Here is a 13,124-nt window from a genome sequence, read left to right on the forward strand (position 1 = left end):
TCAACACCGCTTTCAAACAAGGAGTCGTGATGACCGAGACGATCGCCGGGATCACCGTGCCGGACACGGAGCTCGTCGCCGAGGTGACGTCGCTGATCCGCGAGAAGTCCACCGAGCTGCTGTTCAACCACTCGCGCCGCGTGTTCCTGTTCGGCAGCCTGCAGGCGCGCGCCCTCGGCATCGACCCCGACCCGGAGCTGCTGTACGTGGCCGCGCTGTTCCACGACACCGGTCTCGTGCCGCCGTGGCGCAGCGAGCAGCAGCGCTTCGAGATCGACGGCGCCGACCAGGCCCGGGAGTTCCTGCTCGCGCACGGCCGTCCGGCCGCCGACGCCGACCTGGTGTGGACGTCGATCGCGCTGCACACCACGCCGGAGGTGCCCTACCGGATGGCGCCCGAGATCGCCGCCACCACCGCGGGCGTCGAGACCGACGTGCTCGGCCTGCACCTCGACCGCATTTCCGCCGACGACCGCGCGGCCGTGACCGCGGCGCACCCGCGGCCGGACTTCAAGCGGCAGATCCTGCAGGCGTTCAAGGATGGGTTCGCCCACCGTCCCGACTCGACGTTCGGCACCGTCAACGCCGACGTGCTGGAGCACTTCGTGCCCGGCTTCAAGCACACCGATTTCGTCGACGTGATCGAGAACTCCGCCTGGGCGGAGTGACCCTTCCGGGCCGCCGCCGCTCGCCAACGCGGCGCGGCGGCGGCCAAAACGCTTGCGCGGTCACCACGATCGCTGTCATGATCGCGGTATGTCTGATGGAAAGGGCGTGCTCGCCCTCGCGCGATGACCGCGCCTCGCGGGCCGGGAGCCCGCGCTCTGGAACACCCTGAAATCCTTGACCCGCCACGGGTTCGGTGGCAGCTCGCCGAGGCCGCCCGAGCGGAATGGCTCGGCCACGCCCTGTCCTGCGAGCCCGCCGACCGGCCGGCCGCGGAAGCGGCGATCAGCGCGCTCTACGAGCTCGTCGATCAGCCTCCCCCGACGTTCGTGTGGGTCGATTCCCCTGGTGCGGCAGCGAAACTCCTACCACCGAGCCGGCCACTGTCAGCTGGGTCGCCGACCTGGCTGGAAAGCCGCCTGGCCAGCTCGTTGTCGGATCTGCGCGCCCGGGTCAACCGCAGGATCCGCTTCTCCGACAACTCGTGGCGACCGTCCGTCCTGCCCGAAGATTCCTCGGAAGCGCTCGATCGCGGCTCCCTCGACTCGTTGCTGGACTCAGGCATCCACAGGTCGGTCCGGCGCAGCATCCTCGATTCCGTCGCCGGCACGATCAAGGCCGAACTGCGCGCGCCGACCGGGATCGGCTGGTACGGCCAGCACGAAGCCCACTGGGTGGCGCACTACGACGCCCACCGCCGGCTCGGTGTCCACTTCGGACGCGAGCCTGAGCGGATTTTCGATCTGTGGTCCGAAACCGTGCGCTCGTGCGGTTGGTGGTGGCCTCGTGACGACGTGTGCGTGGTCACCGAGCGGCCGGTGGTGGTCCGCACCGAACCCGTGCCCGGCTCCGCGTACGGCGAGGTGCGAACGCATGCCGCCAACGGACCGGCCATCGCCTACCCCGACGGCTGGCGCGCTCATGCGTGGCACGGCACGCCGGTGCCGGCGTGGGTGATCGAAGACGTGACGGCCGAAGCCGTCAACACCGAACGCAACATCGAGGTCCGCCGGTGCGCCGTCGAGCGCCTCGGCTGGGACGGCTACATCGAACGGGCCGGCCTCACGTTCGTCGCGCGAGCACCGGACCCGGGCAACGGGGACGCCGAACTGCTGCTCTACGACGTGCCCCGCGCGCCGGGCATGATCGCGCGCCGGCTGCTGCTCACCGTCAACGGATCCGTGGAACGCGACGGCACGCGCCGCCGCTACGGACTGTCCGTGCCGCCGTGGTTCGACGACCCCGTCGACGCCGCCGGCTGGTCCTACGGGCTCACCGGAGCCCAGTACACCGGCCTGCTGCGCCGCACCTGACGCTCTTCTGAATTCCAGCCCTTCGAGACACCCAAGGTGATCACCATGGCTGCGAAATCCACAATGGACACCACCGGCGTCAGCCTCGCCGACCTCCTCGACCGCTCCGGCCTCGACGTGCTGGACCACCTCGAACGCCAGGTCGCCGTCCCGGTGCTCGACGGGCCGCAGGCCCAGGGCGACCTGATCGTGATCCCGCACGCCCTCGTGGCCCGTACCGTCGAACTGCGCACCAACGCGTGGTGGCAGACCGTGCCGCACGGCGGTGTCGAACTGGTGCGCGGTGTGGACGGGCGCAATCCGCACACACTGGTGGCCGATCCCGACACCTGCCAGTGGAGTCCGTCGATCCGCGACCCGTTGAACCTGGGCATCGCCCTCTTCGAGAACTCCGCGCCCGCGTACCTGATCCACCCCGAGCACGGCGGCAGCGGCGTGGCGCCGGGCCGGTGGCTCGTGCGCCGCCAGCAGGAGCGCGGCGTCACCCTCGCCGTGAACCGGCTGCTGATCGCCGACTGAACCCGGCCTGAACCTTCGAGTTGTACGTCCCTTGTATCCCGTTCCATGATTCTTTGCCCGGATTCATCCGCGGACGAGAGGAACAGGGATGCTCAGGAAGGTCGCCACACTGACTGCGCTCGCGGCGGTGGCGCTCGGCGTGGCCGCACCGGTTTCGGCCGGTGCGGCCACGCAGGCGCTGCCCGCGGCGAGCATGGAGGCCGTGCTCAAGGCCGCGCAGATCGACCCGCGCCGCGCCGACAGCACGCAGACCCCCGGCGCGCACGACAGCGTGCTGCTGGTCGAGCAGGCTTTGCAGGCCAAGGGGCCTGCTCGACGCGAAGTACGTGGACGGAGTACCAGCGCGGCTGACTGCGGCGTCCTCGCCGGTTCGGCAAGAGCCGGCGAGGACGTGCCGTGGTGGCACCCGCACCCCGGGCGGTGGTTGTATCGGGATCATCGACTACGGGGGTGTTGCATGGCGAACAAGGCGTTCCGGTTCGGAGTCGTCGCGGCGGCCGACGGCAGCGGCGCGAAGTGGCAGGCCACGGCGCGGCGGGCCGAGGAGCTGGGCTACTCGACGCTGCTCTCACCCGACAACCTCAACCTGCCATCGCCGACAGCGTCGCTGGCGATCGCCGCGGCGGTCACCACCAAGTTGCGGGTGGGGTCGTTCGTGCTGGCCAGTCCGCTGCGCACGCCGCGCGCGGCCGCGTGGGAGGCCCACAGCCTCACGCAGCTCACCGACGGCCGCTTCGAGCTCGGCCTCGGCACCGGCCTGCCCACGATGCGCCAGGCGGCCGACGAGCTGGGCCTGCCCTACGGCTCCGGCCAGGACCGGCTCGACCAGGTGTCCGAGACCATCGACCACGTCCGGCGCCTCGACGGCGCCGCGCACACACCGGTGATGATCGCGGCCGGCGGCCCCAAGGCCCGCCGGCTGGCCGCGGCGAAGGCCGACATCGTCACGCTCGCCGGCGGCGCGCTGACCACGCGCGCCGAGATGGCCGGCCACGTCGAGGAGATCCGCGCGGCCGCGGGTGCGCGCGCCGACGACCTCGAGCTGTCGCACAACATCTTCGTGGTGGGCGACGAAGCGCCGCCGTGGATCAGCCGGTTCCTCGGCGGCCTCGACGCGAAAACCCTCATCGAGCGCGATTCGCTCACCGTGCTCACCGGGGACCTCGACACCATGGCCGCCGAGCTCGAACGCCGCCGCGACGAGCTGGGGGTGTCGTACTTCACCGTGAACAGCGCGTTCGTCGAGGAGTTCGCCCCGCTCGTGGAGCGACTCACCGGCAAGTGACCACGAGGTCTGGGGTCCACTTCGGACTCGAGGTGGTGAAAACCTCGTGACCGTGGTGTCACCTGCTGTGCGACCGGAGAGACTGCGAAGGGGACGAACTCGAACCGAACACCATCGACCTGACCACCCCGCTCGGAGCTTCGAGCAGTCCGGCGGAGACCACCGAATCGCCATCGGAACCCACCGAAACGACGGCTGAAACCACCACCTCGACGACGTCGGGCTGAGCGCGACCGCGGGGCTCGCGCTCCTGGCCGCAGGCGTCGTCTTGCTGCTCCTGTACGCGGTCCTGCGCGCCGGGATCTTCTGCGCCCTGGTCGCCCCGCTGCTGATCGCCGCGGGCGGCGAGGCGGTCTACGGCTTCCGGGTCCTCATCCGCCTGAGCGCGGGCACCCCGCACGTGGTCGGCGAGCGACACCACATTCGTCGTGCCACTCGACGTTCAGGTGCGCGTGCAGGTCCAGTTCCAGAACCAGCAGCCCTGGTGGCGCCTCGGCGAAGCCCGGTTGTGGAAGCTATCCCGGCGCGCGCCCGCTAACCTGGTGGGAAGGGTGCTGACGCGATGAGGAGAACGAGTGAGCCGGGCGGAAGTTCGCGGGACGAAGCGGCAGTCCTCGCCGTCCGCACGTCCCAACCGCCGCGCCGAGCTGCTCGCGGCCGCGGCCCGGCTGTTCCGCGAACGCGGCTACGGCGGGGTCTCCGTGGCGGACATCGCCGAGCAGGTCGGCATCACCGCCGGCGCGGTGTACAAGCACTTCCCCGACAAGCGCGGGCTGCTCGCCGAGCCCATCCGGGAGATGGTGCTCACCTGGCGCAACCGCGAGGTGCTCGCGCTGGCCCAAGGCGGCGAAACCGACGAGGTGCTGCGGCGGCTGGCGACCTCGGTGGTCGGTGTCGTGCTGGAGCGCCCGGACGTGGTGCGCCTGTGGCACCAGGAGGCCCACTACCTCACGAGCGAGGTCCGCGAAGAGCTGGTGGCCGTGCGCGTCGAGGGTGTCGGCCTGTGGCTGCGGGTGCTGGTGGACGCACGGGCAGAACTGACCACGAGCCAGGCGGAGTTCCGGATCCGCGCCGCGCTGGGCCTGCTCAACAGCGTGCCCGCGCTGCCGCGGCGGCGCCTCTCAGCCCACGCGGCGACGCTGGAAACCGTGCTGCTGGCCACGTTGCTCGCGCCCGAACCGCCGAAGAGCCTGCCGGAAATCCGCGTGGTGGACCGGGAGTCACCGGCCGCGGCGGAGAACACGCGCAGCCGCGCGATCCTCGACGAGGCGGCGAGACTGTTCCGCGAACGCGGGTACCACGCCGTGGGCATCGACGACATCGCCGCGGGCGTGGGCATCGCGGGACCGTCGATCTACAGCCACTTCCCGAGCAAGGCGGCCGTACTCACCGCCGTGGTCGAGGAGATCGCCGACGAGCTGTGCTGGGGCGGCGCGCTGGCGATGGCCTCGGACGGGACTCCGCACGAGGTGCTCGAACGGCTGGTGACCACGCACGTCCGCACGGCGATCGCGAAGAGCGACCTGATCGCGGTGTGGATGACCGAGGAGCACCATGTGCCCGAAGACCTCGGTGAAGCCGTGCGCCGCGACCGCAAGCGCTACCTGGACTACTGGGTGGGCGCGGTGCTGGCGGTGAACCCTGGCGTGGAGGAAGCGGTGGCCGAGACCGCAAGCCTCGCGGTGATGGAGCTGATCGACGCCGTCGCGCGGTCGAGGCGGTTCGCGGCGGTGCCGGAGCGTCCCGAGTGGACAGTCGGACTCGCACTGGCGGCCCTGACGAGCGTGGCGGTCTGAGGCGGACCCTCTGTCTTGAACAGACACAGTGGACGGACACCGATGGCGGGGTGGACCCTCCCCCTCCGGAAAGTCCTTCCCCGCCATCGGTGTTTCAGCCGGTCGCCCTTCGGCTTCTCCAGCGGCCGCGCCCGTCCGGTTCCGCGGCCACAGGTTCTGCGCGCGGCTCAGCCGCTCGCGCGCTCGGTGCCCTTCCAGCGGTCGGAGCCCTTGCGCGCGAACGACCACAGCTGCGCGCTCTGCTCCAGCGGCACGGCCGCCTGCCAGCTCAACGCCGGCGGGCCGACCTCCGCCCGCAGGCTGCGGATCGCCGCCCGAGTGAGGGCCGGGTCGCTGCCACCACGAGCCGCGAGCGCGAGGGCACGGGGCTCGACCTCCTCGTCGGGCCGCGCCTCGTAGGCGAGCCCGAGCTCCACAGCGCGGCGGCCGTCCACCGACTCGCCCAGCACGCCGAGCACCGTCGCGGCCTCCGGCGTGACGACCCGCGTCAGCAACGTGTAGTGCCCACCGCCAGGGTGCACCCCCAGGCGCGTGAAGCCGGACGCGAGCACCGCGTCTTCGGCGACGACGCGCACGTCGGCGGCCAGCGCGAGGTTCATCCCGGCGCCCACGGCCCCGCCGCGCACGGCGGCGACCGTCGGCACCTTCAGCGCGCCGAAGCGGAGGAACGCGTCGTAGATCCGTTGTGTGGCGCGGATTCCCTCGTCCGAAGCCGGTGCGGCCGAGATCGCCGCCAGCTCGTCGCGGTCGCCGCCCGAGCAGAAGTACCCGCCGGCGCCCTGGATCACGGCCGAGCCGATCGTGAGGTCGGCATCGATGCGCTCGCAGGCGTCGATCAGCGCGCCGGCCAGCGCGCCGTCGATGGCGTTGCGCTTGCGCGGCGCGTTGAGGGTGAGCACGGCGACGCCGTCGGTCACCTCGAACAGCACGGGTTCGGTCATGGGCGGGCTCCGCGGAGGTCGACGTCGTCGGATTCGTGCGTGCGCAGCAGGGCCGAGCGGACCTTCTGCGTCGCCGTCTTGGGCAGTGCGGGACGCACCGAGATGTAGCGCGGCCACGCGAACTTCGGCAGCTTGCCGTCGAGGAACGCGGGCAGCCCGAGCGGGTCGAACTCGCCGCGCGGCACCACGACGGCGCGGACCTCCTGGCCCACGACCTCGTCGGGCACGCCGACCACGGCCACCTCGTCCACCGCCGGGTGCCCGGCGATCGCCGCCTCGACGTCGGCCGGCCGCACGTTCTCGCCGGCTCGGCGGATCATGTCGTCGGCCCGGCCGTGGAACACGAGGTAACCCTCGTCGTCGACCGCGCCCATGTCCCCGGTGTGGAACCACAGGTTGCGGAACTTCTGCAGCGTCAGCTCGGCCTTGCCGTGGTAACCGTCGAAGAGCACGAAGGCCTCACGCGGGCGCACGCAGATCTGCCCCGGCTCGCCGGGTGCCACAGGCACGTCGTTCACGTCGAGGATCGCCAGGTCCATGTCGGGCCGGACGGTACCGCAGGTCCCGCGGCGGCGCTGCCCGGAGCGGTTGGCCGTGACCCAGCCGCCGGTCTCGGTCATGCCGTAGAGCTCGTGGACCTCGACGCCCACGTGGTCCTCGATCGTGGTCCACAGCCCGACCGGTGCGCCGCCGCCGGTGCAGAAGCGCAGCTTGTGCGGCGGGATGTGCTCGGGCAGCTTGCGCACGAGCATCGCCAGCATCGTGCCGACGTAGGTGAATCCCGTGGCCTCGTACCGGATCGCCTGGTCCAGGAACTTCGCCGGCTCGAACTTCTCCAGCAGCGCCAGCGAAGCACCGGTGGCGATCGCGGTCATCACCGCGTACACCTGCGGGTTGGTGTGGAACAGCGGCAGCGCCACCATGATCCGGTCGTCGGCGCGGATCCCGATCGCGTCGGCCAGTTCCCGGCCGCCGGCGAGGAACGCGCCGTCGGAGAGCACCGCGCCCTTGGGCGGGCCGGTGGTGCCCGAGGTGTAGAGCAGGCTGCTCTCGGCGTCGAGTTCCGCCTCGTGCATCGGGTGCGGCGCCAGGCCGGCCACGGCGTGCTCCAGCTCGTCGGCTGTGGTGAAGCCCAGCGTGTGCCCGGAGTCGAAGCCCGCGTCGGCGACCAGCCGTGCGATGCTCGGGGTGTCGCCGACGGCGAACTCGATGCCCGCGTCGGCCACGACCTGGCGGATGTGCGCGCCGGTCGCCTGGTTGTGCAGCGGCACGCACGTGGCGCCGAGCCAGCGCAGCGCGAACCACAGGTAGGGGAACGTCGGCGTGTTGCCGCAGGCGAGCAGCACGCGATCGCCGGCCCGCACACCGTTGCTCTGCAGCAGCGTCGCGGTGCGGGTGACCACGTCGAGCAGCCCGGCCCAGCTGATCACCTTGTCGTCCTGCAGCAGGAACGGCGCGTCACCGCTGGTCTCGCACCGCTGCTTCAGTGTTGCCGCGAACATCTACCGATCCTCCACCCTGACGGCCTTGACCAGGCTCTTCGCGACGGTGTTCTTGAGCACCTCTGCCGATCCCCCGGCCACCTCGTACGCCTTCGCGTCGCGCAGGTACCGACCGAACGGCTGGGTCTCGCGCGTGCCGTGGGCACCGCACACCTGCACCGCCGTGGAGGCGACCTTCGTGGCGAGCGAGGCCGCCAGCAGCTTCGCCGACGAGGACGAGCGCGCGATGTCGCGGCCCGCGTCGAGGTCGCGCGCGGCTTCGTAGGTGAGCAGCCGCGTCGCGTCGATCTGCGCGGCCAGCTCGGCGAAGTACCACTGGATCCCTTGGAAATCCAGGACCTTCGTGCCGAACGCGGAGCGCTTGTCCACGTACCGCAGCGCGCCCTCGAACGCCGCGCGCGCGATGCCGAGGCTGATGCCCGCGGCGAGCGTGCGCGAGTTGGCGAGGGTGACCATCACCTGCTTGAGGCCGCGGCCCTCGGTGCCGATCAGGTGGTCGGCGGGCACCTCGACGTCTTCCAGCACCAGGTTGACGTGCGGGCCGTTGCGCAGCCCGAACGTCTCAGCCTCGTGGCCCTGGTAGCTGGACACGCCCGGGGTGTCCTTGGTGACCGCGAACGTCGAGACCCCGACATCGGTCTCGGCGAGCACCACGAACAGCTCCGCGGCCGCGCCGGAGGTGATGAAGGCCTTCTCGCCGTTGAGGACCCAGCCCTTGTCGGTGCGGTGGGCCTTGGTGTCGAGCGTGCGGATGTCGCTGCCGTGCCCGTCCTCGGTCAGCGCGAACGACGCGGGCAGCCCACCGGCGTAGCGCGGCAGGTAGCGCTCCTTGAGCGACTCCTCGCCGTAGAGCTCGATGCAGCGCTGGCTCTGGAAGATCGTGATGAGCGAGATGCCCAGGATCGCGCTCGCGACCGAGAGCTCCTCCAGCACGGCGAGCAGCTCGGTCATCGGGCGGCCCTCGCCGCCGTAGCGCGGGTCGAGCGTCATCGAGTTCCAGCCGCGTTCGGCGGTGAGCCGCACGAGGTCGAGCGGATAGCGGTCGTCGCGATCGAGGGCGTCCGCGACCGGGGCCACGTGCTCGCGCGTGAACTCGCGGGCCTCGAGCGCGAGGCGCTCGTCGACGTGGTCCCTCCAGAGGTGCTGCAAGTCGTTCCCCTTCCTCATTCCCGACTCATTCCACAGCTGTGATGGCCCGGCCGGAGCGGTCGGCCAGGAACAGCGCGGTGATCATCATCAGAGCCACGGCGAACAGGCCGGTCGAAATGCCGCCGCCGAGGCCGTAGCGGGCGGCGAGCAGGCCGACGATCCCGGGCCCGAAGCTCGCGATCCCGCGGCCCACCGAGTAGCAGAAGCTCGAGCCCGTGGCCCGGATCGGCGTGGCGAACAGCTCGCCGAACCACGTGCCGAACACCGCGAAGTAGCCCAGCCCGAACGAGATCACGAAGTACATCGCGATCACCGCCCCGGTCGCGGCGCCGGTGGCGATCAGCACGGCGAAGGCGATGAACGCGACCAGCTGCACCGAGGCGAAGGCGAGCAGTGCCTTGCGCCGGCCCCACCGGTCGCCGAGCGCGCCGGCCGCGATGTAGGAGACGAGCGAGATGGCGGCACTGACGTAGAGCACCGTCTGCGTCGGTCCTGCGCCCAGGTGCAGGCCGGTCTTGAGGAAGGTCGGCATCCAGGACGAGTAGACGTAGTAGGAGTACTGCGCGCCGAACACCACGACGGTGCCGAGCACGACCATCTTCAGCGCGTTCTTCTTGAACAGCATTGCGAGCCCGGCGGTCGCGGACTCCCGTGCGACGACAGTGCCGGCCTGCCGGCCTTCGGCCTTGGCCCGCTGCAGCTCCAGCCACTGCTTCGACTCCGGGCAGGCGAGCCGGATCGCGACCGCGGCGAGCGCCGGCAGCGCGCCGATGGCGAACGCCCAGCGCCAGTTGGGCACGGCACCGGCGACGAAGATACCGATCGCGTACGCGGGCCAGATCGCGGCCTGCACCATGCCGCCCGCGAGGCCGCGGCGCTTGGGCGACCACGCCTCGTTCAGCAGCGCAAAGCCGATGGCCCACTCGCCGCCGATCCCGATCCCGGCGATCATCCGGCACACCACGAACAGCCCGAAGCTCGGCGCGAGCGCGCCCAGCCCCGTGCCGATCGCGAACACCCAGATCGTCCACGTGAGCACGCGACGGCGGCCGAACCGGTCGGCCAACGGGCCGAACAGGATGCCGCCGATCGCGGTGGCCGCGAGCTGCGCCGTGAAGACCGCGCCCACGGCGGCCGTGGAGACGCCGAACGTCTTCCCCACGTCGCCGGCCACCAGCGACAGGATCACGAGGTCGAAGTACTCCATCCCCCAGCCGCTGACCGCGGCCGCGATGATCAGACCGCGCTCTCTTCGGGTGTAGGCGGACCCGGCCACGCCGGCCGGGGCGTTGGTCGCCACTTCGGACATGGGCCACCTGCTTCTTTGCGGGAGGTGAATACTGGTTAGGCGGACGGTAACTCGTCGTTAGCCGAAACTCAAGGGGGCGCGCCACGTCGATCCGGGGGGGCGCAGCAGCCGGTCACCGCACCGGCACGCGCTGCACTCGCGCCCGGGCGCCCGGGTTCCACGGGCAGGCCCGGACGGGCGCGCCCCTGTACCGTGAGCCGGTGGCTGAACGGATCCGGGTGGTCATCGGCGAGGACCAGGCCCTGGTCCGGGAAGGGATCGTGCGCGTCCTCGAACGCGCCGGCTTCGAGGTCGTCGCCGTGGCCGCGGACGCGCCGGACGTGCTGCGGCAGGTCCGGGCGCGCCGGCCCGACGTGCTGATCACCGACATCCGCATGCCCCCGGACCTGACCGACGACGGGTTGCGCGCGGCGTTGGAGATCCGGTCGTCCGAGCCGGGCGTCGGGGTGATCGTGCTCTCGCAGTTCCTGGAGGACCGCTACGCCTTCGAGCTGGTCGGCGACCGCGCCGAAGGCGTCGGGTACCTGCTCAAGGAGAAGGTGGCCGACCCGGCGGTGCTCGTCGACGCCGTGCGGCGCGTCGCCGAGGGCAACACGGCTCTCGACCCGGACGTGATCGCCCGGCTGGTCGGGCGCAAGCGCGTCGGCAGCCCCCTCGACGACCTGACCCCCCGCGAGCGCGACGTCCTCGCACTGATGGCCGAGGGCCACTCGAACGTCGGCATCGCGGAGAAGCTCGTGGTCACCGTGCCGGCGGTGGAACGCCACGTGACGGGGATCTTCAGCAAGCTCGGGCTGCACCAGTCGGCGAGCAGCCGGCATCGGCGGGTGCTCGCGGTGCTGCGGTACCTGCAGAACTGACGTCCCTTGGTGGCAGGGCGCCGGAAATGTCGGTTGCGTTTGCGATCCCGCGTCCGGACAGTCGATCGTGAGGGTGAGGGCGGGCGTGCCTTCCCGCCCGCCCTCGCCGGAGTCAAGCCGCTGTGGGACGAGGAGCCGGAGCTGATCCAGTCCGGTGTGGACGATCACGGGGAGACGGGGGAACGGAGTCACGACCGCGTCGCCGAAACACTGGTCTTGCTGTCGCGGCCCGGCCTCGCTGGAGCGACGAACCGTTCGACGAACGAGGCTGACCAGGCGCCGGCCGTCAGGCGGCCGAAAAACCGAACAACGCCGCCAGGTCGGCGGTCGCCAGGTGGTCCTTGGCCACAAAGCCGACGATCCCGAGTGCGGCGAGGTCGGCGGCGACGAAGCCGGGTGGCTCGGTCGAGGTCACGAGGATGCGGGGCGCCGGGCCGGGGAGCACGGCGAGCGCGCGGGCGGCCGAGAGGCCGTCGCCGTCGGGGAGGTGGAGGTCGAGGAGCACGCAGTCGGGGTGGTGGGTGCGCACGGCTTCCTTGGCTTGCGCCGCGTCGGCCGCCTCGGCGACGACCTCGAAGCCCCGAGCGGCCAGCAGACGCCCGGCCGCGCGCCGGAAGCCGGTGTCGTCGTCGACGATCAGGGCGGTGGGCGACATCGCTCAAGGGTCCCCGCCCGCACCCGGCCCCGCCATGGGGGTGTCCCCACAGTTCGGGTGCTCAGAGGGGAAATTCCGCGCGCAGCACGGTTCCGGCGCCGGGTGGGGAGGACAGCGTGAGCCGCCCGTCGAGGGCGTCGACGCGGTCGGCCAGCCCGGCGAGCCCGGAACCGGATCCGCCCGCGACGGCTCCGCCGACGCCGTCGTCGCGCACCTCGACCGTGAGCAGGGGCCCGCTCGCCGCCAGAGTCACCGTGACCTGCGACGCGCGCGAGTGCTTGACCGCGTTCGTGAGGGCCTCGGCGGTGACGAAGTAGGCGCACGCCTCGACTCCCTCCGCGAGCTCCGCCTCGACCGAGCCGGTCACCACCACCGGCAGGGCCGCGCGCGAGGCGAGGGTCTCGACGGCGAAGCGGAGCCCGCGCGCGGACAGGACGGCCGGGTGGATCCCGGCGGCGAGCTCCCGCAGCTCGCTGATGGCCGCGCGCGTGTGCTCGACGGCTTCCTCGAGGAGGCCGGGCACACGGTCCGGGGCGGCGGCGAACTCCTCACGGGCGAGCTGCAGGTCGATGAGCAGGGCGACGAGCCGTTGCTGGGCGCCGTCGTGCAGGTCGCGGGCCAGCTGCCGGCGGGCCGCAGTCGCGCTCTCGACGATGCGCCGTCCGGTGGCGCGCGACTCGGCCGCGCGGATCTGCGCCGCGTCACGCTCGCGTACCGCCTGCTCGGCCGCACGGCGCTGCGTGGTCTCCTCGAACGCGAGCACCGCGCCGCGGCCGCCGGGCAGGTCCAGCGGGGCCGACCACCACTCGATCGGGAACATCGAGCCGTCCCGCCGGAAGAACCAGTCTTCGTCCCTGTGCACGGTTTCCCCGGCCTGGCGCGACCGCAGCATCGGGCACTCGGAAGCCGGGAACGGCGAGCCGTCGGGATAGTGGTGGTGCACCGTTTCGTGGCTCTGCCGCCCGCGCAGCTCGGCCAGGTCGTCGTAGCCCAGCAAGGCCACGGCCGCGGGATTCGCGAAGACGATCGCCCCGCCGTGGTCGATCACCCAGACCGGCTGCGGAACCGTGTGCAGGATCAGCTCGAGCACTTCACGGGGAGATTCCACGGCACCCTCCCGACGGTGTCG

13 protein-coding genes and 1 pseudogene are annotated in these 13,124 nt (G+C 71.6%); 7 read left to right on the forward strand and 7 right to left on the reverse strand.

Annotated elements, in window-relative coordinates; translation table 11 throughout:
* Positions 1-29: 29 nt before the first annotated feature.
* From AB0383_RS05710 to AB0383_RS05730, 5 genes and pseudogenes are all read left to right on the forward strand, one after another.
* The gene (locus AB0383_RS05710; protein WP_366185441.1) at positions 30-668 is read left to right on the forward strand and encodes an HD domain-containing protein; all 639 of its coding nucleotides are present in this window, start codon (positions 30-32) and stop codon (positions 666-668) included.
* A 123-nt stretch (positions 669-791) separates the two neighbouring features.
* On the forward strand, positions 792-1,979 hold the full coding sequence (locus tag AB0383_RS05715; RefSeq protein WP_366185443.1) for a DUF6745 domain-containing protein: 1,188 nt from the start codon (positions 792-794) through the stop codon (positions 1,977-1,979).
* A 45-nt stretch (positions 1,980-2,024) separates the two neighbouring features.
* The gene (locus AB0383_RS05720) at positions 2,025-2,498 is read left to right on the forward strand and encodes a hypothetical protein (RefSeq protein WP_366185445.1); all 474 of its coding nucleotides are present in this window, start codon (positions 2,025-2,027) and stop codon (positions 2,496-2,498) included.
* A gap of 88 nt (positions 2,499-2,586) precedes the next feature.
* Positions 2,587-2,833: pseudogene (locus AB0383_RS05725) on the forward strand (peptidoglycan-binding protein); the annotation flags it as partial.
* 122 nt (positions 2,834-2,955) lie between these two features.
* Positions 2,956-3,783, forward strand: a complete 828-nt coding sequence (locus AB0383_RS05730; protein WP_366185447.1) for an LLM class flavin-dependent oxidoreductase — start codon at positions 2,956-2,958, stop codon at positions 3,781-3,783.
* Positions 3,784-3,841: 58 nt separating this feature from the next.
* Here AB0383_RS05730 and AB0383_RS05735 read toward each other — a convergent pair whose 3' ends face one another.
* On the reverse strand, positions 3,842-4,201 hold the full coding sequence (locus tag AB0383_RS05735) for a hypothetical protein (protein WP_366185449.1): 360 nt from the start codon (positions 4,199-4,201) through the stop codon (positions 3,842-3,844).
* A 157-nt stretch (positions 4,202-4,358) separates the two neighbouring features.
* On the opposite strand from AB0383_RS05735, the gene AB0383_RS05740 reads away from it, so the two are divergent.
* Entirely contained in the window at positions 4,359-5,579 is a 1,221-nt protein-coding gene (locus tag AB0383_RS05740) for a TetR family transcriptional regulator (RefSeq protein ID WP_366185451.1), read from the forward strand.
* Positions 5,580-5,746: 167 nt separating this feature from the next.
* Here the strand turns inward: AB0383_RS05740 and AB0383_RS05745 are convergent, their stop codons facing one another.
* From AB0383_RS05745 to AB0383_RS05760, 4 genes are read right to left on the reverse strand one after another with little or no spacing between them, the layout of a single operon-like run.
* On the reverse strand, positions 5,747-6,520 hold the full coding sequence (locus AB0383_RS05745) for an enoyl-CoA hydratase/isomerase family protein (protein WP_366185453.1): 774 nt from the start codon (positions 6,518-6,520) through the stop codon (positions 5,747-5,749).
* Entirely contained in the window at positions 6,517-8,022 is a 1,506-nt protein-coding gene (locus AB0383_RS05750) for an AMP-binding protein (RefSeq protein ID WP_364182686.1), read from the reverse strand. Before AB0383_RS05750 ends, AB0383_RS05745 begins: the two co-directional genes overlap by 4 nt.
* Positions 8,023-9,189 carry an acyl-CoA dehydrogenase family protein gene (locus AB0383_RS05755; RefSeq protein ID WP_366185455.1) on the reverse strand — a complete coding sequence of 389 codons (1,167 nt, stop codon included), beginning with the start codon at positions 9,187-9,189 and terminating at the stop codon, positions 8,023-8,025. It lies immediately after the preceding gene.
* Positions 9,190-9,196: 7 nt separating this feature from the next.
* Positions 9,197-10,480 carry an MFS transporter gene (locus AB0383_RS05760; RefSeq protein WP_220239315.1) on the reverse strand — a complete coding sequence of 428 codons (1,284 nt, stop codon included), beginning with the start codon at positions 10,478-10,480 and terminating at the stop codon, positions 9,197-9,199.
* 212 nt (positions 10,481-10,692) lie between these two features.
* On the opposite strand from AB0383_RS05760, the gene AB0383_RS05765 reads away from it, so the two are divergent.
* A complete protein-coding gene (locus AB0383_RS05765; protein WP_366185532.1) occupies positions 10,693-11,340 on the forward strand; it encodes a response regulator transcription factor in 648 nt (215 codons plus the stop codon).
* A 286-nt stretch (positions 11,341-11,626) separates the two neighbouring features.
* Here the strand turns inward: AB0383_RS05765 and AB0383_RS05770 are convergent, their stop codons facing one another.
* Both AB0383_RS05770 and AB0383_RS05775 read right to left on the reverse strand, forming a co-directional pair.
* Positions 11,627-11,995, reverse strand: a complete 369-nt coding sequence (locus AB0383_RS05770) for a response regulator (protein WP_366185458.1) — start codon at positions 11,993-11,995, stop codon at positions 11,627-11,629.
* A 61-nt stretch (positions 11,996-12,056) separates the two neighbouring features.
* On the reverse strand, positions 12,057-13,103 hold the full coding sequence (locus tag AB0383_RS05775; RefSeq protein WP_364182695.1) for a PAS domain S-box protein: 1,047 nt from the start codon (positions 13,101-13,103) through the stop codon (positions 12,057-12,059).
* Positions 13,104-13,124 lie beyond the last annotated feature (21 nt).

Source organism: Amycolatopsis sp. NPDC051373 (genome assembly GCF_040689465.1).
Taxonomy (GTDB): domain Bacteria; phylum Actinomycetota; class Actinomycetes; order Mycobacteriales; family Pseudonocardiaceae; genus Amycolatopsis.